This window comes from Streptomyces sp. NPDC042100, from assembly GCF_055582325.1.
Map to the genome: position 1 here is coordinate 68,744 of NZ_JBVJDK010000015.1, position 20,612 is coordinate 89,355.

Annotated in this window: 20 protein-coding genes and 1 pseudogene; 8 read left to right on the forward strand and 13 right to left on the reverse strand. The window is 72.7% G+C overall.

The genetic code is table 11. The features are described 5' to 3' along the window. Positions 1-25 precede the first annotated feature (25 nt). Positions 26-1,525, reverse strand: a complete 1,500-nt coding sequence (locus ACZ6J5_RS29325) for an MFS transporter (protein WP_469396474.1) — start codon at positions 1,523-1,525, stop codon at positions 26-28. A 170-nt stretch (positions 1,526-1,695) separates the two neighbouring features. Between ACZ6J5_RS29325 and ACZ6J5_RS29330 the strand changes: the two genes are divergently transcribed. Then, entirely contained in the window at positions 1,696-2,343 is a 648-nt protein-coding gene (locus ACZ6J5_RS29330; RefSeq protein ID WP_469396685.1) for a TetR/AcrR family transcriptional regulator, read from the forward strand. Positions 2,344-2,376: 33 nt separating this feature from the next. Here the strand turns inward: ACZ6J5_RS29330 and ACZ6J5_RS29335 are convergent, their stop codons facing one another. Both ACZ6J5_RS29335 and ACZ6J5_RS29340 read right to left on the reverse strand, forming a co-directional pair. Next, positions 2,377-2,610 carry a hypothetical protein gene (locus ACZ6J5_RS29335; protein ID WP_469396476.1) on the reverse strand — a complete coding sequence of 78 codons (234 nt, stop codon included), beginning with the start codon at positions 2,608-2,610 and terminating at the stop codon, positions 2,377-2,379. Between the two features lie 135 nt (positions 2,611-2,745). Further along, complete coding sequence (locus tag ACZ6J5_RS29340) at positions 2,746-3,783, reverse strand: sulfotransferase (RefSeq protein ID WP_469396478.1); 1,038 nt, start codon at positions 3,781-3,783, stop codon at positions 2,746-2,748. 93 nt (positions 3,784-3,876) lie between these two features. Here ACZ6J5_RS29340 and ACZ6J5_RS29345 point away from each other — a divergent pair. Then, positions 3,877-4,273, forward strand: a pseudogene (locus tag ACZ6J5_RS29345) (hypothetical protein). On the opposite strand, the gene ACZ6J5_RS29350 reads toward ACZ6J5_RS29345, so the two are convergent. After that, the gene (locus ACZ6J5_RS29350) at positions 4,198-4,506 is read right to left on the reverse strand and encodes a GNAT family N-acetyltransferase (RefSeq protein WP_469396479.1); all 309 of its coding nucleotides are present in this window, start codon (positions 4,504-4,506) and stop codon (positions 4,198-4,200) included. The pseudogene ACZ6J5_RS29345 and the gene ACZ6J5_RS29350 overlap by 76 nt on opposite strands. Positions 4,507-4,731: 225 nt before the next feature. Here ACZ6J5_RS29350 and ACZ6J5_RS29355 point away from each other — a divergent pair, with 225 nt between their 5' ends. Next, on the forward strand, positions 4,732-4,896 hold the full coding sequence (locus ACZ6J5_RS29355) for a hypothetical protein (protein ID WP_469396481.1): 165 nt from the start codon (positions 4,732-4,734) through the stop codon (positions 4,894-4,896). 49 nt (positions 4,897-4,945) lie between these two features. Continuing rightward, positions 4,946-5,542, forward strand: coding sequence for a hypothetical protein (locus ACZ6J5_RS29360; RefSeq protein WP_469396483.1), 597 nt, complete (start codon positions 4,946-4,948; stop codon positions 5,540-5,542). 100 nt (positions 5,543-5,642) lie between these two features. Here ACZ6J5_RS29360 and ACZ6J5_RS29365 read toward each other — a convergent pair whose 3' ends face one another. The 3 genes from ACZ6J5_RS29365 to ACZ6J5_RS29375 are packed head-to-tail and all read right to left on the reverse strand — an operon-like array spanning position 5,643 to position 8,361. Continuing rightward, the gene (locus ACZ6J5_RS29365) at positions 5,643-7,433 is read right to left on the reverse strand and encodes an IclR family transcriptional regulator domain-containing protein (protein ID WP_469396485.1); all 1,791 of its coding nucleotides are present in this window, start codon (positions 7,431-7,433) and stop codon (positions 5,643-5,645) included. Then, positions 7,430-8,014, reverse strand: coding sequence for an RNA polymerase sigma factor (locus ACZ6J5_RS29370; protein WP_469396486.1), 585 nt, complete (start codon positions 8,012-8,014; stop codon positions 7,430-7,432). Before ACZ6J5_RS29370 ends, ACZ6J5_RS29365 begins: the two co-directional genes overlap by 4 nt. Positions 8,015-8,022: 8 nt before the next feature. Then, on the reverse strand, positions 8,023-8,361 hold the full coding sequence (locus ACZ6J5_RS29375) for a hypothetical protein (RefSeq protein ID WP_469396488.1): 339 nt from the start codon (positions 8,359-8,361) through the stop codon (positions 8,023-8,025). 520 nt (positions 8,362-8,881) lie between these two features. On the opposite strand from ACZ6J5_RS29375, the gene ACZ6J5_RS29380 reads away from it, so the two are divergent. Further along, positions 8,882-11,293, forward strand: coding sequence for a prealbumin-like fold domain-containing protein (locus ACZ6J5_RS29380; protein ID WP_469396490.1), 2,412 nt, complete (start codon positions 8,882-8,884; stop codon positions 11,291-11,293). A gap of 149 nt (positions 11,294-11,442) precedes the next feature. Beyond that, a complete protein-coding gene (locus ACZ6J5_RS29385) occupies positions 11,443-11,901 on the forward strand; it encodes a hypothetical protein (RefSeq protein ID WP_469396492.1) in 459 nt (152 codons plus the stop codon). Between the two features lie 49 nt (positions 11,902-11,950). Here ACZ6J5_RS29385 and ACZ6J5_RS29390 read toward each other — a convergent pair whose 3' ends face one another. Then, positions 11,951-12,397, reverse strand: a complete 447-nt coding sequence (locus ACZ6J5_RS29390) for a TIGR03618 family F420-dependent PPOX class oxidoreductase (protein ID WP_469396493.1) — start codon at positions 12,395-12,397, stop codon at positions 11,951-11,953. A gap of 277 nt (positions 12,398-12,674) precedes the next feature. Here ACZ6J5_RS29390 and ACZ6J5_RS29395 point away from each other — a divergent pair, with 277 nt between their 5' ends. Beyond that, the gene (locus ACZ6J5_RS29395) at positions 12,675-13,886 is read left to right on the forward strand and encodes an NADH:flavin oxidoreductase (protein WP_469396495.1); all 1,212 of its coding nucleotides are present in this window, start codon (positions 12,675-12,677) and stop codon (positions 13,884-13,886) included. A 19-nt stretch (positions 13,887-13,905) separates the two neighbouring features. Here ACZ6J5_RS29395 and ACZ6J5_RS29400 read toward each other — a convergent pair whose 3' ends face one another. From ACZ6J5_RS29400 to ACZ6J5_RS29420, 5 genes are all read right to left on the reverse strand, one after another. Beyond that, positions 13,906-15,603: a hypothetical protein gene (locus ACZ6J5_RS29400; RefSeq protein ID WP_469396497.1), complete on the reverse strand. Its 1,698-nt coding sequence runs from the start codon at positions 15,601-15,603 to the stop codon at positions 13,906-13,908. Positions 15,604-15,762: 159 nt separating this feature from the next. Then, positions 15,763-16,584, reverse strand: a complete 822-nt coding sequence (locus ACZ6J5_RS29405; protein WP_469396499.1) for a class I SAM-dependent methyltransferase — start codon at positions 16,582-16,584, stop codon at positions 15,763-15,765. A gap of 60 nt (positions 16,585-16,644) precedes the next feature. After that, positions 16,645-17,307, reverse strand: coding sequence for a DUF4232 domain-containing protein (locus ACZ6J5_RS29410; RefSeq protein ID WP_469396501.1), 663 nt, complete (start codon positions 17,305-17,307; stop codon positions 16,645-16,647). Positions 17,308-17,568: 261 nt separating this feature from the next. After that, on the reverse strand, positions 17,569-18,342 hold the full coding sequence (locus ACZ6J5_RS29415) for a glycosyltransferase family 2 protein (RefSeq protein WP_469396502.1): 774 nt from the start codon (positions 18,340-18,342) through the stop codon (positions 17,569-17,571). 158 nt (positions 18,343-18,500) lie between these two features. Further along, on the reverse strand, positions 18,501-19,259 hold the full coding sequence (locus ACZ6J5_RS29420) for an SDR family NAD(P)-dependent oxidoreductase (protein ID WP_469396504.1): 759 nt from the start codon (positions 19,257-19,259) through the stop codon (positions 18,501-18,503). 152 nt (positions 19,260-19,411) lie between these two features. Here ACZ6J5_RS29420 and ACZ6J5_RS29425 point away from each other — a divergent pair, with 152 nt between their 5' ends. Continuing rightward, entirely contained in the window at positions 19,412-20,299 is an 888-nt protein-coding gene (locus ACZ6J5_RS29425; RefSeq protein WP_469396506.1) for an AraC family transcriptional regulator, read from the forward strand. Positions 20,300-20,612 lie beyond the last annotated feature (313 nt).

Below are 20,612 nucleotides of genomic sequence, written 5' to 3' on the forward strand. Positions count from 1 at the left end.
CCCGCGACCGGCAGCACCCGGACGCTCAGGCGGCCGCCTCCACCTCGCCGCCCTTCGCCTCGCCGTCCTCCGTCCCGTGCTCTTCCACCGAGCGGGAGTCCGTGAGGCCCAGTGCGCCGCCGGCGGCGACGAGGCCGACGACGACGGCGAGGAGGGCGTACGTGACGCGCTCGCCGTGGAAGAAGGACGCGATCAGGTCGGCGCTCCAGGTGCCCGCGGGGAGTCGCGTGGTGACCAGGACGGCGATGAGGGTGCCGATGACGGCCGTACCGATGCTGGAGCCGACCTCCTGGGCGGTGTCGTTGAGGGCGGTGCCCATGGAGGTGCGGTTGCTCGGCATCGCCTCCACGAGGGCGACGGCGCAGATCGTCATCACGGTGCGCAGGCCGATGGTCATGAGGACCATGCACACCGCGATGACGGCGTACCCGTGCTCGACGCCCCAGGCGAGTCCGGCCAGCGAGCCCGCGAGGAACCCGGCGCCCACCAGGCAGGCGACGCGGTGCCCGAAACGGCGGGCGAGCCACTCGGACAGCGGGGTCGCCAGGAGCATGGTCACGATGATCGGCAGGTTGGCGAGCCCGGCGCGGACGGGGCTCCAGCCGTACGCGTACTGGAAGTGCAGGATCAGGCCGAACATCACGCTCGCCATGGCGATGGACGTGCCGGTCTGAGCGAGGGCGGCGCCTCGGACCGTACCGCGCGAGAAGAGGCGCAGGTCGAGCATGGGCGCGGCCGTCCGGCGCTCGTGGCGGAAGAACCAGACCCCCGCGGCGAGGGCTCCGACGACCGACGCGAGGGTGAGGGTGGAGAGCCAGCCGTGCTCGACGCCGCTGGTCAGGGAGTAGCAGGCGAGGCCGATGGCGGCGACGCTCAGGACGGCGCCCGGTACGTCGAGGGCGTCCTTGGTCAGGCCGTCGGGGCGGTCGGCCGGGACGCCGAGCCGCACGCCGACGCAGGCGATCACCGCGATGGGGGCGTTCACGAGCAGCAGCCACTCCCACGACACGTGCGCCAGCGCCGTGCCGCCGAGCAGCGGGCCGAGGACGAATCCGGACATGCCGACGACGATCATCACGGTCATGGCGCGCATGCGGAGCGCCTTGTCGTCGAAGAGCCGGAAGACGAGGGAGTTCGTGATCGGCGCCATCGCGGCGGCGGCCACACCGAGTCCGGCGCGCAAGGCGATGAGCCCGCCGGCGGAATGGACGAGGAGTACGCCGAGACTGAGCGCGCCGAAGACGGCGAGCCCGATCAGGAGCACACGGCGGCGCCCGAACCGGTCCGCGATGGAGCCGGCGGTGAGCAGCAGGCCACCGAAGGTGAGCGAGTAGGCCCCCGTGACCCACTGGAGCGCGGTCGTGCCCGCGCCGAGATCGCGGCCGATGGTGGGCAGCGCGATGGACAGCAGGGTGTTGTCGACCATCTCGACGAAGAAGGCCAGGCAGAGGGCGGCCAGGGGGATCCACGCCGCGCGCAGGGACGTGTAGGTGCGGGGCGGGCTGGTGAGCGTGGCGGTGGTCATGGCGCACTCCTTTCGATCGAACGCGGAACATCGAACATGGTTCGAGTATCGAACGCTGTTCCATCCGTTACGATAGAACAACGTTCGATCCGCTGTAAAGGTGAGGAGTGCGCGCCATGACACGCCAGCAGGCCCGCCCGGGCGCGGGGCGCCGCCGCGCTTCCCACTCGATGGAGTCCGTCCTCAACGAGGCGGTCGCCCTCCTGGACGAGGCGGGAGCCCCGGCCCTGACCTTCCGGGCCCTGGCCCAGCGGCTGGGCGGCGGCGTCGCCAGCATCTACTGGTACGTGGCGAACAAGGACGAGCTGCTGGACCTCGCCACGGACCACGTCATGGCCGGGGTCCTCGGCGACATCGAGAAGCTCCCGCTCGGCGAGGACCCCATCGACGACCTGCGCGCGATGGCGGTCACCCTCTTCGACGCGGTGGTCCGCCGCCCCTGGCTCGGCGCGTACTTCATGCGCAACACCGACGTGCAGAGCAACTCGCTGCGGATCTACGACCTGCTCGGCCGCCAGACCCTGCGCCTGGACCTCACCTCCCGCCAGCGCTTCCACGCCGTCTCGGCGGTCGTCGGGGTCGTCGTCGGCTCGGCCGTCGACATGGGCCAGGAGCCGCCCCAGGAGGTCCTCGACGGCGCGGTCGACCGCGACGCCTTCCTCGGCCGCTTCGCCCGCACGTGGCGGGAGCTCCCCCCGGAGGACTTCCCGTTCGTCCACGAGATCGTCGACGAGTTCGACGGCCACGACGACGCCGACCAGTTCCGCTCCGCCCTGGACCTCACCCTGGCGGGCCTACGGCTCCAGGCCGGGCTCTGACGGCGATCGCACTCCGGACCGAGGCGCTCGCCGTCACTCGGACTCACGGGTGAGGCAGGCGTGGCAGAGGCAGCGGTCAGGGTGCGGGCTGTACGGCGCCCTCTCCGCGCGGTACTGGCGCGCGTACCGCTCCAGGGTCGCGGAGACGTCCGCCGCCGCGTGGTCCGCCCCGAGTCCCCGTCTGCGTCCTGCCTCGCGCAGCCGCTCCAGGGCGCGTGGCGTATGGACGAGCTTCGGCCGAAAACCGTGGAGGTGGCGCGTCGCCATGTCGACCACGATCCACCGGAGGGTGTGCCGCTCACTGCGGCCCGAAGAGTTGCGGACGAGCCCGAGATCGGCACCAAGTCCAGCCCGGAGGCGGGGCGGACCGCGGGCCGACGGTGTGGCGGGGACATGGTCGGCTCAGCCGCCGTCGTTCCGTCCCAGGGCCCGCTCCCCTGGCACGCAACTGCGCTCAAGTGCCGCCCGATCGGCGGGTGCCAGGCGGCTCGACGCACCTCGGCGACCGCCGTCCAGCATGGTCCGGGCCATGGTCAGCCAGCCGGTGACCGGCTCCACCCCGATGAACTCCGCCAAGCGCGACAGCTCTCTGCCGGGGTGGTCCAGCAACTCCTCGTACACCAGGGTCGTCCGCCGCTCCGGGGGAAGCTCCTCCAGGTGGGCGACGCCCTCCGTGACCAGGCGGGACCACAGCTCGCCGAAGGCCGCGTAGGGGATGTCGCGGTCCCACACCAGTGCCGGATCGAAGCGGTCGGCGAGCAGCGGGGCCAGGTCCGGGGGAAGGGCGCGCACCTGGTGCTCGGTGAGCTCGAAGAGGCTTTCCGCACCGCAGCGTTCGAGGATCTCCCGCAGGATCAGGATCGTCCGGTAGCCGGGATGCCGGCTCATCGACAGGGCGCAGTCGGGGCCGGAACGGACCAGGTGGACGAAGCGCGCCTCGGGAAAGAGCCCGCGCAGGCGGGGGATCCACTCCGTGGAGTAGCCCGACCGCTCCACCACCGCTGTCCGCCCGAACCGGTCGCGCAGCAGCCCGAACAGGGCGCGGTAGTGGTCGGCCGCGCAGCGTTCGGGCCAAGCGCCGACCGTTCGCCCCAGGTCGTCGAACAAGTCGTCCGGCCGATCCGACAGGTGGGGCAGCACCATGAGCAGGAGGGCCGGGATCCCCGAGCCGTCAGCGGCGGCGTACCTCCCGGGCCGGCGCGTGTAGAGGAACTCCGGGAGCGGAAGCCCCGAGGCGGTCATCTTCTCGAAGACCGGGTTCGGCGCGGCGAGCGACTGCCAGAACTCCCGCCCCGACAACCGCCCCTCCGGAACGCCTCCGACGCCGACGGAGGCGAGCAGCTCGTTCACGCTCAGCACGTCGGGGTGGAGGTTCAGCACACGTGACAAGGCGGTCGAGCCGCTGCGGCCTGTTCCCACGATGAACGTCAACGGCTGCACGGGCGCGCCCCTTCCGGCCAGGTACTCGCACGATAGCGGCACGTGACGGGGGCGTGCCGGGCTACTACATGCCCGCCCGATACGTCCTGACGAATCGCCCCGTGGCCGACCCCCGCGCCGCCGCCTGCCCGGGGAGCGCCTCACCTGCGGCCTCACACCCGGATCGGCTTCGTCGCCCGCCACGCGATGGTGACCAAGGTCCGCGGCTCCTTCCAGCAGTTCGAGGGGACCGCTTACCTGGACGGGGCAGATCGACTTCGAGTACACCGGCAACGCCGTCGACCCCCATGGCAACCTGCGGGTGGGCCTCGAAGGCTCGGTGACGATCTCCCGCAAGGAGTTCGGCGTGACCTGGAACGCCGCGCTCGAAGGCGGCGGCGTCCTGGCCGGCCTCCCCCGCGCCGGCCAGGTGATTCAGTCGGTGACCTTGCTGCGGCTCTGGTACAGGAGTTCCTTGTACTCCGGATGCCGGGCGATCCAGCCGGCGTAGAACGGGCAGACCGCGAGCACTCTCAGCCCCGCGGCGCGCGCCTCGTCCAGCGAGGAGCGGGCCAGCGCGGACCCCACGCCCTTCCCCTCGTACGCGGAGTCGACCTCGGTGTGGGTGAACGCGATCAGCTCGGGAGTACGCAGGTACTCGGCGATCCCCGCGATCTCCTCGGCGCCGTCGAGGCGGGCTTCGTAGCGGTGCGCGGCGGGCTGGTCTGTGACCTGGACTGTCATGATCCCCAACGTAGGAGCCGTGCGCGGGCCCCGCATGCCGGGAGTGGCGGTCGTGTCACCGGCGCGCCGGTGACACGGTCTGGGCCGCCCCGTGGCCGTGGCCGTCCTGGTCTGGGGCTCGTGGCGATCAGCCGCCGTGGGCGGCGGGTTCCCTCCCAGTGCCAGGACGCCGGTGTTCCGGCCGGAACGTCCGGTCTGCTGCCGGCGTACGTGACGGTGATCGGTGTGCCCGCCTCGTTCGTGCTGCCCAGCCTCGCGGCCCGTCGCGGCAACCAGCGGGTCTACGTGCTCGTCCTGACGCTCGTCCCCCGGGTCTCCTTCGGGATCCGGGCCGCCCGCCCGGGGCACGTCGAGGACGGGACGCCGGCCGTCGGGCGACCGCGCGGCTGAGACGGCGCCCCCTCCCGCCACCAGGCCCTCGGTCGCTCGTTCACCCTCCATGACCACCGATCAACTGCCCGAACCGTCCCGAGGGGACACGCCGCCGCCATCAGCCGACGGCGGGGGCCACGAGCCCGTCCCCTCCGCGCGGATGTCGGCCGAACGGCACAGCGATCCTGTGCCCGCGCCGCCGTCCGATCCGGAAGAGGCCGCCGTTCTCGCCGAAGAGGCCGAGTACGAGCGGCTGGTCCTCGCCGAGGCCGCAGCCGTCGGGCGGCGCGCCGCGGCGTGGATGCGGGGGCTGCCCCTGCCGCCGGGCGACTGGGTGCGCGAGGTGCTCGCCTCCGCCGTCGAGGAGACCATGGGCGGCCTCGGCCGGGCCGACACCGAGCAGGGTGGTACGCGGGAGGCCCTCGACGGTCTGGTCCGGTACCTGGCAGGAACCGCCACTCCTGTTCTGTCCCGCCGTGAACAGACCGCGCTCCTCGCGATCGCGGCCTGCGTCCGGGGCGTCCCCCGCCTCCTCTCCGACGACCCGCGCGGCGCGATCCACCACGGCGAGCTGGCGACGCTCGGCTCCCTCATCGACTACGCGGTCACCATGCCGTCCGCCGAGGGGGCCCCTGGCCGCCGGACGGCCCGCACCTGGCCTTGAGGGAGAGGGACCCAGACGCGGACTCCGCGAGTGGGACCGGAGCCATACCCGCACGCGGTCTCGCCGTCGGGCCCGGCACACGTGTGCCGGGCCCGACGGTTCACCGCAGTGCGTGGCGCGCCTCGGCCGGTCCGCTCTCCCGGCGTCCGGTGTGGTGGACGGTGGGCTGGTGGACGTCGTCGGCCAGGAGGTGGGCCAGGAGGATGCCGGTCGCGCGCCTGCTCAGGATGCGGGCGGCCGTGATGAGGCGGGAGTGCTGGGTGGCGGGCATGGACAGGGCGAGGCTGGAGGCGCGGTTGGGCAGGCCGAGGGAGTAGGCGACGCAGAGGTCCGTGTCGGCGTACTCCAGGAGGTCGAACTGGGCAGCGTGGGGGCCGTCCGTATCGAGGTGCTGGAAGAGCGTGCGTTCGTCGGTGATGGTCCGGTCGGTGAGCTGGATGAAGGGGTACCGGCTGAGGTGGTCCATGCGCGAGGCGAAGTTCTGCTGGGCCAGCAGGCTCTTGCCGACGGCGTTCGCGTGGGCGCTCAGGCCGAACGGCGTCTGTTCGTTGACGGCGGGTGCCGTGTCGCTGGAGGAGGCCTCCTGGATGACGATCTCGCCGTCGGTGTAGGAGCTGATGTAGACGGCGGCCCCGAGCTCGTCGCGCAGCTCGGCGAGGGTCTCGGTCAGCAGGGAGCCCCGGGTGAGGCTCGTCATGAGCTCGCCGGGGTAGTGGATGCCGTCGCGGGACTCCAGGAACCGCTGTTCGCGCAGCCAGTGGAGCATCTGGACGACGAAGCTCAGCGCCGCCCCGGTGCGCCGGGCGAGGGTGCGCGTGTCGATGCCGTCCGGTCCGATCAGCTGGAGCAGATCGCGCGCCCGCCGGGTGATCTGCCACCGCTCCGGCACGGCGGCGGGTGGGGACGCGGGCCTGGCGAGCTGGTTGAGCGTGGCGGGGCGCAGGGCGTTGGCCGACCACCAGGGCGACCCGCTCGGCAGGATCAGGCCGTGCGGGCGGGCGGGCTCCTCCCTCAGGTCGGGAAGGGCCAACGACAGGCCGGCGGGTACGGAGTGCAGCTCTGCCCTGCGGACGGCGGGGTCGTCGGTGGGGCGCGGGGGCGGGCTCGGGATGGTCGGCAGCACGGGCGCGGACACCAGGACCAGGTCGGATACGCCCGTCCCCGGCTCCGTGACCGTGGCCGGCTCCGTGACCGTGGCCGGCTTCGTCGCCGCATCCGCATCCGCATCCGCATCCACATCCACATCCGCCGTCGCCGTCGCCGTCACCTTCTCCCGTACGAGCAACTCGTCATGTTCGTCGGCGACCTGTGGAGGCTCGGGGGGCGAACCGCCCTGCGCGGGCGCGGCGGCGAATGCCGAGGCGGAGGCAGACGTGACGGCGGCGGCGGTGGCGGGCTCGGAGAGGAAGTCGCGGACCTCCTCGAAGAAGGTCTCGTCCTGCGGCCTCGCCCCCTCCCCCGCCGGGCTCGCGGTGTCCGGTGCCCGCAGGAGGCGGCGCGCGTCCTCGTGCCCGTGCTGGGCCGCCTCGGCGAGGAGGAGCCGCGCGTCCGGCGTCCAGTCCTCGCCCTGGCGCAGGGTGATCACCGCGAGGCGGAACAGGGCGCCGGGGTGGCCGGCGGCCGCGGCGACGCTCAGCCAGTCGACCGCCGGGGCGAGGTCGTCCCGTAGCAGCGCCTTCGAGCCGAGGCGGTAGAAGGTGTTCGCCTTCCGGCGGGCCTCGACCGTGTAGGGGGAGATGCGGTCCAGGGGGCCGAAGTCCCCGTCGGGCCGGTCCCAGAAGTCCGGCGGCCCCTGCAACTGCCTGCGGAGGGCCAGCAGCCCGCCAGCAGATTCGGGCGCGGGGCTGCTGCCGGCGCCGTTGTCCTCGCTGAAGCGGCGCACCGCCGTCACCCGTCCTTCTTCTCTACGCGTCGTGTCTGCTTGCGATGGCCGTCTCGGATGTGCTTGCCCAGCTTGCCGCGCAGCTCACCGACGACGCGTGAGCGGTCCTTGTGCAGCCGGTGCCTGTCTATGCCGAGCGCGGCGGCGATGTCGGCGTCCTCCAGGCCCTGGCTCTGCAACTGGGCGATCTTGCGGCGCCGGGTGCGGGGCAACGCGTCGATGACCGGGATGACGACCCGCTCCAGGAGCTCGGCGTCGTCGGACGACACCCGGGGCGGCGGCGGGGCCTGGGCGACGTACTCGCTGTCGTAGCGGACCGGATCCCGCCGCAGCGCCCGCAAGGCGTCTTTGGCCAGATTCCGCGAGGCGGTCCTGAGGTATCCGGGCAACGTCTGCACGGACTGCAGCTCGCCCGCGGCCGCCTTGTCCGCCACCTTGTCGTACGCCTCCTGCGCGATGTCCTCGCACGACGCCCGCGAGAGCAGCGGTCCGAACATCTTGAACAGGATCTGTGGCTCGGTGGCCATGTACACCGTGTAGCAGTCCAGCAGGCGCTGCTCCACCTCGCTCAGCGAAGGCCGCACGGTCAAACCGCCTCCTACCACGGGCTGTTCTCCTTGACCGAGGCCAGCGGCCCAGCGGCGGCGGAGGCGGGCAGGGAGACCGCGATCTCCACCCGTGCGCCGGGCTGGACGGTGATGTGCACGCCGACCGGCCCCTGGCCCGCGACGTGAGCGGGGCCGGATACGGAACGGGGTACGGGTACGGGTGCGCGCGCGGGGACAGGTTCGGGTTCGGCCTCGGCGGGCCCGGGCTCCGGGGTGGTCCCGGCCCGGTACGACCGGCGGTCCCACCACATCTGGACCACGGCGGCCACGGTCTGCACCGCTGCCGCCGCGACCGCGGCGAGCTCGGGCAAAGCCAAGCACGACGTCATGGACTTGGTCTCCATCTTGCTTGAGTAACTGGGGTGTGACTGGGGCTGTGCCTGGGGGCGCATCACGCGCCTTCGCCCCACCCGACGATCCCGGCCCCGAGTTATCCCCTGCACGACCGGAATTTTCTTCAGATGATCGATTTAGTCTTTTGATACGCGCCTCTCGACCGAGATGCGGCGCGAGTTGACCAGGAGCAGCGGGTGCGGTCGGGCCCGAAGCCCTTGCGGACTCGACAGACGGGCGGACGTCGCCCTTCCGCGCCGAGCGGTCCAGACGTTCGAGCGTGCGCCGATCCGCGCCGGAATCGGCAGAGCGGGACCAACCACCACATCGGGCGGCGGCACCGGCACGCGCCTGCCCCCGGCCCATCCCGTCCCCTCCCCCGGACGAGTGAAGTGACGGCGTGTCTGCGGAGGCGTCGCAAGAGGGCGTTGGCCTGCGTGATTGCCTCACCGGGATCTTGCTTTCACATGTTGATCACATAGGCGCGCAAGCGTATGAACGGGTGGAGGGGTAGGGATGCCTGGAATGGTCCTGTCCGGGGCGAGAGGCCGGGCCGGCGGGGTGCTCGCGGCGCTGAGCGTCGCCGGTGTACTCGTGGGCCTCCTCGGCGGCGCGGACGGCCGCGCCGCGGCGGCGGCGCCGACGAATCCGCTGTCGGTGACGTTCGTGGCGCGCGCCTGTCCCACGTACGCCGACGTCATGGCCAACAAGGCCCGCAACAACTACCAGGAGTCGCTGCGCGACCTGGGACCCGACTCCACCTACACGCGCGACGAGACGGTCTCCGCCGCCAAGGAGGCCGCGGGCACACCGCTGCCGCCGTGCGATCCGCTGCCCGGGTGGACGTTCTCCACGGGCGACGGCATCACCGACAAGACACCCGCCACGCTCAACCTCAGCACCGTCTCCACCCCGTTCCGGCAGGACATCACCACCCAGGCGACCACTCCCGAGCTCGACTCGGCGGGCCTGCCGACCGGCCGGCAGCTGGCGGGCGCGGTCACCGTACGGCTCAACAGCCGGGAGATCCAGGCCGGTTCGTACCTCGTCGTGCAGGGCGGCACCAAGGCGCAGACCCTCAACGGCAAGCAGGAGCAGTACGGCTTCGCCGCGCTGCGCTGCGCGCAGGACGCCATCAACGGCGACAACGTCGAGTACGTGTCGTTCCCCTCGGGCGCCCGGCACGTCTTCTGCTACTACTACGCGGTCACGCCGCCGCCCGACTCGGGCACCATCACCGTGGTCAAGAAGGTCACCCCGGACACCGCGGGCCAGGGTGCGTTCCGCTTCGACGGGAACGTCTCCTACGGCGACAGCAACGGCGACGGGGTCAACGACTTCGTCCTCAACGCCTCGGCCCAGAAGCGGGACTCGATGTCCTTCGTCCGGGCGGCCGGAGACGAGCCGTGGACGTTCAAGGAGGTCGTGCCGCCGGGCAGCGGCTGGAGCCCGGCGAGCGTGCCGGACTGCACGGCGGCGGCCTCCGGCGGCGGCGCCGGGAAGAGCGCGGTCACCCGCGACTCGACCGGCGCGGTGTCCGTACGCCTCGCCGCCGCCGACACCGTCACCTGCACGTACACCAACCGGCGCACCAGCGGGAAGGCCCTCCTGGAGAAGGAGTCCGTCGGCGGTACCGGCACCTTCGACATCGACCTCACTCCCCCGGCCGCGGTGCCGCCGCTCGCCGTCCCCCCGGTCACCACGGCCCGGGACGGCGTGCCCGTGACGGTCGCCCAGGCCCCGAACGGCGCCACCGCGGGCACGTACCGCATCACCGAGGCGGTCCCCGCCGCCGACGGCACCGGGAGCTGGGAGCTCGTCGGCGCCAACTGCAACGGCACCGAACTGCCCGTCACCAAGGGCGCGCCGACGCAGAGCGCGCCGAACGGCACCTGGCAGGTCTCGTACGACGTGACCGCCGTGGACACCACCCGGTGCCTGCTGACCAACAGGTTCACGCCCGGTGGCGCCATCGGGATCGAGAAGGTCACCGAGGGCGGCACGGGCACCTTCACGTACGCCGTGACCGAGCACCCGCGCGGGCGCCCCGCTCGCGTCTCCGCGCGCACCGACCGGGCCAGCGCGACCACCGTCGCCGAGGGCACTCCGGCCACCGCGCACCCCGAGGGCCAGACGACGGGCCCGGCGGCCGACGGGCTGACCGTGGACCCCGATGTGCGGTACACGGTGCAGGAGTTCCTGCCGCCGCCGACCGCCGACGGGCACTGGGAGCTGGTCTCCGCGGACTGCGGGGCGAACGGATCGGACGTCGACACCGCCCGCGGCACCGTCGAGGTCGCCCTCACCGCCGCCGGCCCCCGGCCGACCTGTCGCTTCACCAACCGCTTCCTGGCGGTCGGCACCCTCGACGTCACGAAGCGGACGACCGGCGACACGAGCCTGCGGCCCGGGGCCGCCCAGCTCGTCCTGACCTGCGCGGACGGCACGACGGGCACCCTGGACGTGGCATCCGGCGACACGGCGGGCTCGCTGCCGCGACAGTCGTTCGCGGCCGACACCACCTGCACGCTCACCGAGCCCCGCACCGGTGCCGACGCGGACGCGGACGTCACCGTGGACACGAGCGCCGAACTCAGCGTCGACGGCGGCGACCCGACCACGGTCGCCCTCGGCCGCCCCTTCCCCGTCAAGGCGGGGGAGACCGCACAGGTGACCGTCACCAACACGTTCACCAGCACCCCGCCCACGAGCCCGCCGCCCACCAGCCCCCCGCCGACGAGCGCGCCGCCCACGACCCCGCCGCCCACCTCACAGCCCCCGACACCGTCCACCGGCCACCCGACGCCGCCGGGCAACCTCGCGGAGACCGGCACGTCCTCGACGCCCTGGTGGACCGCCCTGACGGCGCTCACGCTGGCGTCGGCGGGGGCCCTGACCTTCACGACCGTACGCCGCCGCCGCACCTGACCCGACGGACGCGGTCCGCAACCCCCGTACCCCTTCCCCCCGTACCGGCCTCGCCGGTACGGGGGGAAGCTCGATGCGTAAGGCGGGAGTAACGGCCGTTTCGGGTGGCTGCCACCTTTCCCGTACCGTAACGAATTATGCGAAATTGGATGTTTGGCGGCATTTACGGCACCGTCCTGGCCAGCGCGCTGCTCGCGGCGCTACAGGGCGAGGGGCAGCGCTTCACGCCGGTCTATGACGCGTTGTGGATCCTGGTCACGGCGGTCGCCGCGGGGCTCGCGCACGGGTACGCGCACCATATGGCCACCCATCACACCGGCAGTGCGTCCGTGCGGTGGCGGCGGCTGCTGACGACGCTGGGCGAGGAGTGGCCGCTGGTGATCGCCGTGCTGCCCACCGTGATCCTCCTCCTGATCGCCGGAGCGACGGACTGGAGCGCGGATCACGTCACCTCGGCAGGGCTTCTCCTCAACACCCTCCTGCTCGGCGCCTGGGGCACCTTCGCCGCCCTCAAGTCCGGCTACCGGCGCCGCTCCGCCATGCTCGTGGGCCTCGCCGACGCGACGATCGGGCTGGCGATCGCCGTCGCCAACGCCCTGATCAAGTAGCGGATCAGGAGCGGGTCCGTCGGCCCCGGACGGCGGTGGCTCCCTCCGCTCAGGGGGCGGGCACGGGGCCGCCGGGCCGGAAGCGCTCCACTCCCACGATGTGGCGTACCTTCAGCGGTCGTACGATCACGGCGACCCGCCGCTCCCCCGGCATGATCCACGGGTAGCGCTCGGCCCCCAGGTACTTGCGGGCCAGCCGGTCCATCCGTTCCAGGGCCTCCTCGCCCTCGATGAAGCGGGCCACGACACCGCTGATCTGCACCCTGTCGTACGGGTCGGCGGCATCCGCGTGCGAGAGGTAGACGCGGGGGTCGTGGCGGAGGTTCTCTTCCTTCACCCGGCCCACGGACGTGTTGAACGTCAGCTCTCCCGGGCCCTCCCGGTCCACCCACATCGGGCTGACCTGGGGAGCCCCGTCGGGGCACACCGTGCCGACGTACCAGATGTTGGGGGCGGTGAGGCGGGCGCTGACCGCCGCGTCGAAGATCTCCGTCATCCGGCCCACGTTACCGACCCCGGCAGTCCGGGCGGGAGGTGTCGGGCGTGGCGAATCGCACCGAGTCGGCGCCTAGCCGTACTCGTTCCACCCGGCACTCGTGATGGAAAGTGCGAGGCGTCTGTGCTCTTCTGTGGACCGGACCGGACCGGACAGGCCCCGACCGGACCGGACTCGGCAAAGCCGGGCTCGACAGGGCCGGAACCGGCCCGCCGTCACCTCGCCCCGCCGCCATGCCCCGCCGCCACCCCTCCACGCTCCGGAAGGATGCCCGCCGATGGCCCCCCGAGTGCCCCCTGCCGCCGCCGTCCCCGACGTCCTCGCGCCCGCCCGGCTCGGTCCCCTGACGCTGCGCAACCGGATCGTCAAGGCGGCCACGTTCGAAGGGGCCACCCCCGACGGGCTGGTCACCGACCGGCTGATCGACTACCACCGCGCTCCCGCCGCCGGCGGGGTCGGCATGACCACCGTCGCCTACCTGGCGGTGGCACCCGAGGGGCGCACCGAGCGGCGGCAGATCTGGATGCGGCCCGAGGCCGTGCCGGGGCTGCGCCGGCTGACGGACGCCGTGCACGCCGAAGGGGCCGCCGTCTCCGCGCAGATCGGCCACGCGGGGCCGGTCGCGAACGCCGCGTCCAACCGGCTCCCGGCGCTCGCCCCGACCCGCCGGTTCAGCCCGCTCGGGATGCGCACCACCCGGGCGGCCACCGCGTCCGACATCGAGCGGATCGTACGGGCCCACGGGGAGGCGGCCCGGCTCGCGCTCGACGCCGGGTTCGACGCCGTCGAGGTCCACATGGGCCACAACTACTTCACCAGCGCCTTCCTCAGCCCGAGGCTGAACCGGCGCGAGGACCGGTACGGCGGGAGCCTCGCCAACCGGGCCTCCGTGGCGCGCGAGACCGCCCGCGCCGTGCGCGACGCCGTCGGCGACCGCGTCGCCGTCACCGCGAAGCTGAACATGGACGACGGCGTACGCGGCGGCACCCGGCTCGACGCGAGCCTCCAGCTCGCCCGCTGGCTCCAGGAGGACGGCACCGTCGACGCCCTGGAACTCACCGCGGGCAGCTCGCTCCTGAACCCCATGTACCTCTTCCGGGGCGACGCCCCCGTACGCGACTTCGCGGCCACCTTCCCCCGGCCGCTCCGCCCGGTCGTACGGGCGCTGGGCGGACGGTTCCTGATCGACTACCCGTACGAGGAGGCGTATCTGCTGGAATCGGCCCGCCGGTTCCGCGCCGAGCTGGACCTGCCGCTGATCCTGCTCGGCGGGATCGCGGACCTCGCGACCGCGCGGCGTGCCATGGCCGAGGGCTTCGACTTCGTGGCCATGGGCCGCGCGCTGCTCCGCGAACCCGACCTGGTCGACCGCTACCGCGCCGGGACGAGCAGCACGTCCCTGTGCGTCCACTGCAACCGCTGCGTACCGACCATCTACAGCGGCACCCGCTGCGTCCTGGTGACCCCGGAGCCTCCCCCCAGGGGCTGACCCCGGGGCCCGTGGGACGTCAGCTGTCGGAGCGGAAGGCCCCGTGGACGCGCAGGTCTCCCTGGATGGAGATCTGGCCGTCGTTGGTGTGCATGATCCAGGACTGCCCGTTGCGGACGGACAGGTGCGCGTTGGCGTTCACCTTGCCCTTGAACCTGGACTCCCCGGCCACGCGCAGCATCCCCTTCGTACCGAGGTCTCCGGCGACGACGACGTTCTGGCTCGCGAGCAGGTCGCCCTCGGCGTCCAGGCGGCCGTGGACGAGCAGCCTCGGCGGGCCGTCCTGCGTCTCCAGGACCTGGTCGACGGTCAGGCCGCCCTCCAGGGCGAGGCGTTCCTTCACCCGGGCGCGGTGGGTGACCAGGTCGTCGAGGTCGGCGGTGCCGGCCGAGACCGTGCCCCACTGCCGGTCGCCGGTTCCCTGGAAGACGTTCAGGCCGCCGGCGGGGAACTCGATCCAGCCGTCACCGCCCGTCCGGCCCTGCACCCAGGAGGTGTTGACTCCGGTCAGGTCCGCCTTGTCGGCGGCGACCGTGCCCCATGCGCCGGCGCCGTCCTTGCGGACGTTCACCCCGGACTGCGGGAACTCGATCCAGCCCTTGCCTCCGTCGACGTCTCCCACCCAGGTGGTGTTCACGCCGTTCACCCGGACGCGTTCCGCCGTGACGGCCCCCAGGTCGCCGCCGCCGCCGTGGCCGACCGTGATCCCGTCGGCGGGGAAGCGGATCCAGCCGGCGCCGCCGTCCCGGCCCCGTACCGTGCCCGCGAGGACGGTGTCGGAGATGTCGGCCGTGGTCGCGGTCACGGTCTGCGCGGTGACCGCCTTCGCGTCGACCGTGCCCGGCGCCCCCTGGGCGTCCTGCACCGTCACGCCGAGGTCCGTGAACTCGACGCGTCCACCGTGCGCGATCCCCTTCACCGAGGGCGTGGAGATCCCGGCCGTCGCCGTGACGCCCTCGAACTCGGGGCTGCGCAGATGGACCGTGGTGGTGAGGTGGTAGGCGGGCTGGTGGGGGCTCTTGGGCGTGGCGATCAGGGTGTACGTGGCGTCCCGCTTCGGCTCCTCGCCCGGCGGCGGCGACCAGTGCCAGGGACCTGACGTCAGCGGTACGGGGCGGGGGGCGCCGACCGGGCCCTGGATCGCGTAGTCGAGGGTGTCCGGGCCGTCCCAGCGCAGGGTGACCTGCTCCCGCGCGCCCAGCAGGGTGCTGTCCGCGCGGAAGTTGCGGGGGATCCTGGAGGCGCGCTTGAGCAGGCCCAGGGTGATCAGGTGGTCGTTCCTGGGGCCGGGTCCGTGGGAGTCCTCGGCTAGGGACAGCAGGACCAGCCCCTCCTCGGACGAGACGGGAAAGCCGGACAGCTCGACGACCAGGACCTCGCCCTTGCGCAGGCGCACGCCGGAGAGGGCCTCCAGGCGGTAGATCCCGGCGAGCCCGTCCCAGCTTTCGGTGAGGCCGACCGAGGAGGTGAGGGTGCTGCCGGTGAGCCGGGCCTGGATCCGGTCGGGGTGGGCGGTCAGGTGCGCCTTGCCGCTGCCGTGAGGGACCGTGATGTCGAGTTCGTAGAGGGTCACGGACCAGGCGTTCGGATTCGAGACGACGAGGTGGACCGCGCCCGGCGACTCCTCGTCCTTCCCGGTGCCGGACACCTGGAGCTGGGTGGGATCGGTGAGTATCTCGTAGTGCAGGTTGGCCATCGCCACTTCCCCCTCGTCCACTGCGCGGGCGCTCCCCACGGGCGCGGTCCCCGCGGCCCGAGCCCTATCCCGCGAAACGGGCGAAGAACCACCGATCTTCCGCGAACGACCGAAAGAGCTCAGAAGTGACCGATTCACGACGAGAGATGCAAACGGATGTCTGATCCTCGAAAATCCTGCCTAAGCGGGCAGGTCGTCCGTCGCCGTCCGGCGCCCCCACGCCGAGATCATCGGGGCCGTGGCCAGGTCGAGGGAGCCCGTCGCGACGTTGGCCAGGTGCCGGTCGATCTCCTGGTCCGTGGCGAGGCCCTCCGCCACCAGGAGGCCCCGGATATGGCGCACGGTCGCGGCTTCGAGCACGGCGCACGCCGGCGAGGTGACCGGGAAGTACGCGTCCGCCTCGACGGCCGCCAGGCCCGCCTCGCGCAGGAGCCGGGGCAGGGTGCGCCCGTACGCCAGGTCGGCGCCGCGCGCGGCCATCAGGCTGCGGAACCCGGACCGCAGGCGGTTGGCGAGGCGCTGCTCCGGGCCCGACTCGTCGGGGCACAGCAGCGGCTGGAGTCCGGGATCGGCGTCCTCCAGGAGCAGACACCCGCCGGGCCGCAGGGACCGGACCATGCGGCGCAGCGCCTCGGCGCGGTCCGCGACGTGGACGAGGACCAGCCGGGCGTGCACCAGGTCGAAGCCTCCGGGCGGCGGCGGGTCGGCCGCCACGTCGTGCCGCAGCACCTCGACGACGCCGCCGAGGCCGCGCGTCCACGACACGTCGATGTCGGTGGCGACGACCCTGCCGGTCGGGCCGACGCGCTCGGCGAGGCCGGCGGGCACGGACGGGCCGCCCGCACCCACCTCCCAGCAGCTCATCCCGGGCCCGATCCCGAGCCGGTCCACGTGCCGGAACGTCACCGGGTCGAACAGGCGGCTCAGCGCGTCGAAGCGGATCCCCGCCTCGGACTGCCGGTTGTCCAGGAGGTAGCCGTGTTCCGCGTCGTGCTCACCCATGGGGCGAGTGTGGCAGAGCGGGCGGCTCGGGCGGGGGCCGGTCGGGCGGGGGCGCCGGTGTCAGAAGTCGTACGGCTTCCTGGTGTTCCAGTTCAGCACGTCGGCCTCGTTCCAGCTGAACGCCGCCTTCGCGCCGGTGGTGTCGACCGAGTAGTAGGGGCCGGTGCGGCCGTCCGCCCCGCGCAGGGCGAGCGCGAAGGACCGTGCCGTGTGGTGGTCCTTCGTGCCGTAGTCGAAGAGGTTCACCGCGCTGTAGACCTTGCCTCCGGGCCGGATCGTGATGCGCTTGTCGCCGCCCGGGGCGTCCTTCTTCGAGTGCGGCAGGGTGGGGCCGTCGACGTCGCCGCCGAGCTTCACGCCGGGGTACGAGGTGACCCAGCACGCGGTGCTCCCCTGGTTCGACGCGGTGACCAGCAGGTGGTCGCCCTGCTCGCCGGCGAACCGGTGCACGGCCGTGACCAGCATCTCGTCCCCTCGGCACGGGCGGGCTCCCGCCGCCGTCGCCGTGGTCCCGCCCCCGGAGCCGGGCAGCGCGTTCACGGCGTGCGCCGCCTTCACGCCGGTCGCCGGGCGGGCCGTCTGCCCGGAGGCGCCGACGGCCTCGGCACCGCCGCCGCCACAGGCGCTGAGACCCAGCGCCAGCGCGGCGGTGACACCGGCCAGGGCTACGGTACGGAGGGAACGGCGGGCGGGGTTCGTGGGCGTGGTCGCGGTGGTGTTCATGACGGAGCTCCCCGTTGGTCAGGTCCGGACAGGTCAGGTCGGGCGCGGTGAGACGAGAGGGCCGACCCGGTCAGGCCCCCGCTCCCGCAGGGGTACCGACCGGGTCGGCTGTTTCACTGCACCACAGGAGAGGGCGTCTGGAACGGTCCAGTTCACCGCGTTCCGTCCTGATTCGGTAACAGGGTCCGCCCTGCCCGTCCAGCGCGATCTGCGGCGCGAGGGCCGGCCGGCGGCCGGGCGGCGGGAGTGTGCCGACAGGCCCTAGATGCGCCCGTTGCGCAGCGACTGCCACACCGCGCCGGCCAGGGCGCGCGTCGAGCGGGGCACCGACAGGTGCTCGTGCTCGCGGTACAGGGCCCAGTTGTACGACACGAGGGCCATCTTGTTGGAGGACAGGGAGCCCGCCTGGTGGGCGCGGTAGACGGCGAGGGGTTCCGCGAGGCCGCGGGCGTCGGCGCCGTCCCGCATGATCGACAGCCACAGGGCGTAGTCCTGTCGCTTGCGCATCTCCGGCATGAGCCGGGTGCCCAGGGCGTTGCGGTCGTACATCGCGGTGAGGGCGCCGATGTAGTCCCTGACCAGCATCGCGCGGTAGTCCACGTGCTCGCGGGCCTGGATCACCCGGCCGTTGGGCACCCAGTCGGTGCTCTCACCGGCGTAGTCGGCGTCCATCTTGAAGTACGAGGTGAACGTCAGGGGGGCGGTGCCCTCGGCGGCGAAGGCGAGCTGCTTCTCGGTCTTCTCCGGCAGCCACATGTCGTCGCTGTCGAGGAAGGCGATGTAGTCGCCGCGGGCCCGCTGGATCGCGAGGTTGCGGGCCCGGCCCGCGCCGCCCTGTTCGGGGGCCGTCTCCGGGCGCACGCGCTCGTCCCGCGCGGCGAACTCGCGGAGCAGTTCCATCGAGTCGTCGGTGGACTGGTCGTCGGTGATCAGCAGCTCCAGGTCGGTGTGGGTCTGTGTGAGCACCGACCGCACCGCCGCGCCGAGCGTTGCCGCCGAGTTGTACACGGGCATCACGACAGACACCAGGGGCACAGCGTTTCTCCTTGCAAGACCTGAGACGACGGTCCATTCAAGCATTCCCGGACGGGGTCCGGCCGCACGGCACCGGCCGCCGCGGTCCGGACCCGGTGCTCAGGCGGCCTCGCCCTCGTCACGGCCCTCCGCCCGCCGAGCTTCGCCCCGGACCTCCTTCAGAGGCAGTAGCCGCCGGACACCTCGATGTTCTGGGCGGTGATCCAGCGGCCGTCCTCCGACAGCAGGGCCGCGACGGCGGCGGCGATGTCCTCGGGTGCCCCGAGGCGGCCGAGGGCCGTCTTCTCGACGAGGGGCGGCACGAGCTCGGGGAAGCGGTCGAAGGCGTCGCCGCCCAGGCGCGTACGGGTGGGACCGGGCGAGACCGTGTTGACCCGGATGCCCCGGGCGCTGAGCTCCTTGGCCAGGTAGCGGCTCAGCACGTTGAGACCTCCCTTCAACGACGCGTAGGCCGAGTAGCCGGGCTCGGGGGCCGCCGCCGTCGCGGAGCTGCTGCTGGTGTGGACGACGGCTCCGCCGTCCGCGAGCAGCGGAAGCAGGGTCTGGGTCAGGAAGTACGGGCCCTTGAGCAGCACCCGGGTCAGCCGGTCGAAGTCCTCCTCCGCCGTGTCCTCGAACAGGGCCATGTGGGCACAGCCCGCGTTGTTCACGAGGTGGTCGAAGCTGTCGCGGTTCCACCGCTCGCGCAGCGCGGCGGCCACCGCCTCGCGGAAGGCGGGGAAGCCGGCCGTGTCACCGAGGTCCAGCGGCAGGGCGACGGCCGTCCCGCCCTCCTTCTCGATGGCGGCCACGGTCCCGTGTCCGCCGTCCGCGTTGCCGCCGTAGGTGAGGACGACGCCCGTGCCGCGCCGGGCGACCTCGATCGCCGTGCTCCACCCGATCCCGGAGCTGGCACCCGTGATGACCGCTACCTTCATGACTCTCATCCCATCCGTGACTCGTCGCCGGTTGCGCTGTCCTCTCCATTCAAGGCTCTGACCTGCGTAGACAGTAGAATGATCCTCGCCTCTGCTTGCACGATCCTCTCGTGTCGAGGAGATTCGGGCAGATCTCGTGCTGGAATGGCGGCATGTCCCTCGACGAGCTCCGCGCCCTGCTCGACCGGCATGCCCGGCCCGACGCGACCACCGCCGTCGACGGGGTCCTCGTCTCCCGCGTGGACCGGTCCGACCCGCCCGCCCCGGCCACCTCCGGCACGGTCCTCGCCGTCATCGCCCAGGGCGCCAAACGGCTCATGCTGGGCGACCGGGTCTTCACGTACGGTCCCGGCGAGTACCTGGTCGCCTCCGTCGACCTCCCCGTCACCGGCCAGTTCGTCGGGGCCACGCGCGCGCACCCGGCCCTCGGCTTCGGACTGACCCTGGACCCCTCCGCCATCGCCGAGCTCCTGCTGCGCGCGGGCACGACCACGCCCCCGCGCGCCGCCGGTGGTGCGCCGCCCGGCATCGCGGTCAGCCGCGCCCCGGACGCCCTGCTCGACGCCGTCGTCCGGCTGCTCAGGCTGCTGGACGAACCGCGCGACCGGGACGTACTCGCTCCGCTGGTCAAGCAGGAGATCCTCTGGCGCCTGATCAGCGGCGAGCAGGGCCGCGCCGTGTGCCAGCTGGGCCTGGCCGACAGCAGCCTCGCCCATGTCTCACGGGCGGTCCGCTGGATCCGCGAGCACTACGCGGAACCCTTCAAGGTCGAGGAGCCGGCCCGGCTGGCGGGCATGAGCCCGTCCGCCTTCTACCGCAACTTCCAGACCGTGACGGCGATGAGCCCCATCCGCTTCCAGAAACAGATCCGCCTCCAGCAGGCCCGCCTCCTGCTCGCCACCCACCCCCGCGACGTCACCGCCGTGGGCCACCGCGTCGGCTACGACAGCCCCTCGCAGTTCAGCCGCGAATACCGCCGCCAGTTCGGCGTGCCCCCCAGCGCGGACGCCGCCCGCTTCAGGGAGGCGATGACGGGGTGACGGGGAGCGGGAGGGCCGGGGAGGCGCGGGCGGGCGCGCACTCCGGCCACCCGCCCCTGCCGTCAGGGGGCCAGGGTGAGGGAGAACCGGTCGAAGACGTCGTACACGTCGATCCAGCCCACGGCCCGGCTGCAGAGCGGGTACCCCTCGGCGTGGTCGCAGCCGAACCCGACGGCGACCATCCCGTTCAGCTGCCGGGAGTCCGGGTCGTGAGTGACAGTAGGGAGCGCGTGCCGCCTCCCCAAGAGGGCGCGGCGGGGTCATTCCCGTTCGAGGACGGCCCTCGGTAGCGCACCGGGGCGTTTCCGGCGCG

Bases quoted from the DNA above. Each gene is read 5' to 3' on its own strand.
- ACZ6J5_RS29425 (WP_469396506.1), top strand. From the start codon at position 19,412: ATGTCCCTCGACGAGCTCCGCGCCCTGCTCGACCGGCATGCCCGGCCC.
- ACZ6J5_RS29350 (WP_469396479.1), bottom strand. From the start codon at position 4,506: ATGACAGTCCAGGTCACAGACCAGCCCGCCGCGCACCGCTACGAAGCC.
- ACZ6J5_RS29375 (WP_469396488.1), bottom strand. From the start codon at position 8,361: ATGACGTCGTGCTTGGCTTTGCCCGAGCTCGCCGCGGTCGCGGCGGCA.
- ACZ6J5_RS29405 (WP_469396499.1), bottom strand. From the start codon at position 16,584: ATGGGTGAGCACGACGCGGAACACGGCTACCTCCTGGACAACCGGCAG.
- ACZ6J5_RS29335 (WP_469396476.1), bottom strand. From the start codon at position 2,610: ATGGCGACGCGCCACCTCCACGGTTTTCGGCCGAAGCTCGTCCATACG.
- ACZ6J5_RS29325 (WP_469396474.1), bottom strand. From the start codon at position 1,525: ATGACCACCGCCACGCTCACCAGCCCGCCCCGCACCTACACGTCCCTG.
- ACZ6J5_RS29330 (WP_469396685.1), top strand. From the start codon at position 1,696: ATGGAGTCCGTCCTCAACGAGGCGGTCGCCCTCCTGGACGAGGCGGGA.
- ACZ6J5_RS29390 (WP_469396493.1), bottom strand. From the start codon at position 12,397: ATGACGGAGATCTTCGACGCGGCGGTCAGCGCCCGCCTCACCGCCCCC.
- ACZ6J5_RS29380 (WP_469396490.1), top strand. From the start codon at position 8,882: ATGCCTGGAATGGTCCTGTCCGGGGCGAGAGGCCGGGCCGGCGGGGTG.
- ACZ6J5_RS29410 (WP_469396501.1), bottom strand. From the start codon at position 17,307: ATGAACACCACCGCGACCACGCCCACGAACCCCGCCCGCCGTTCCCTC.
- ACZ6J5_RS29395 (WP_469396495.1), top strand. From the start codon at position 12,675: ATGGCCCCCCGAGTGCCCCCTGCCGCCGCCGTCCCCGACGTCCTCGCG.
- ACZ6J5_RS29420 (WP_469396504.1), bottom strand. From the start codon at position 19,259: ATGAAGGTAGCGGTCATCACGGGTGCCAGCTCCGGGATCGGGTGGAGC.
- ACZ6J5_RS29385 (WP_469396492.1), top strand. From the start codon at position 11,443: ATGTTTGGCGGCATTTACGGCACCGTCCTGGCCAGCGCGCTGCTCGCG.
- ACZ6J5_RS29360 (WP_469396483.1), top strand. From the start codon at position 4,946: ATGACCACCGATCAACTGCCCGAACCGTCCCGAGGGGACACGCCGCCG.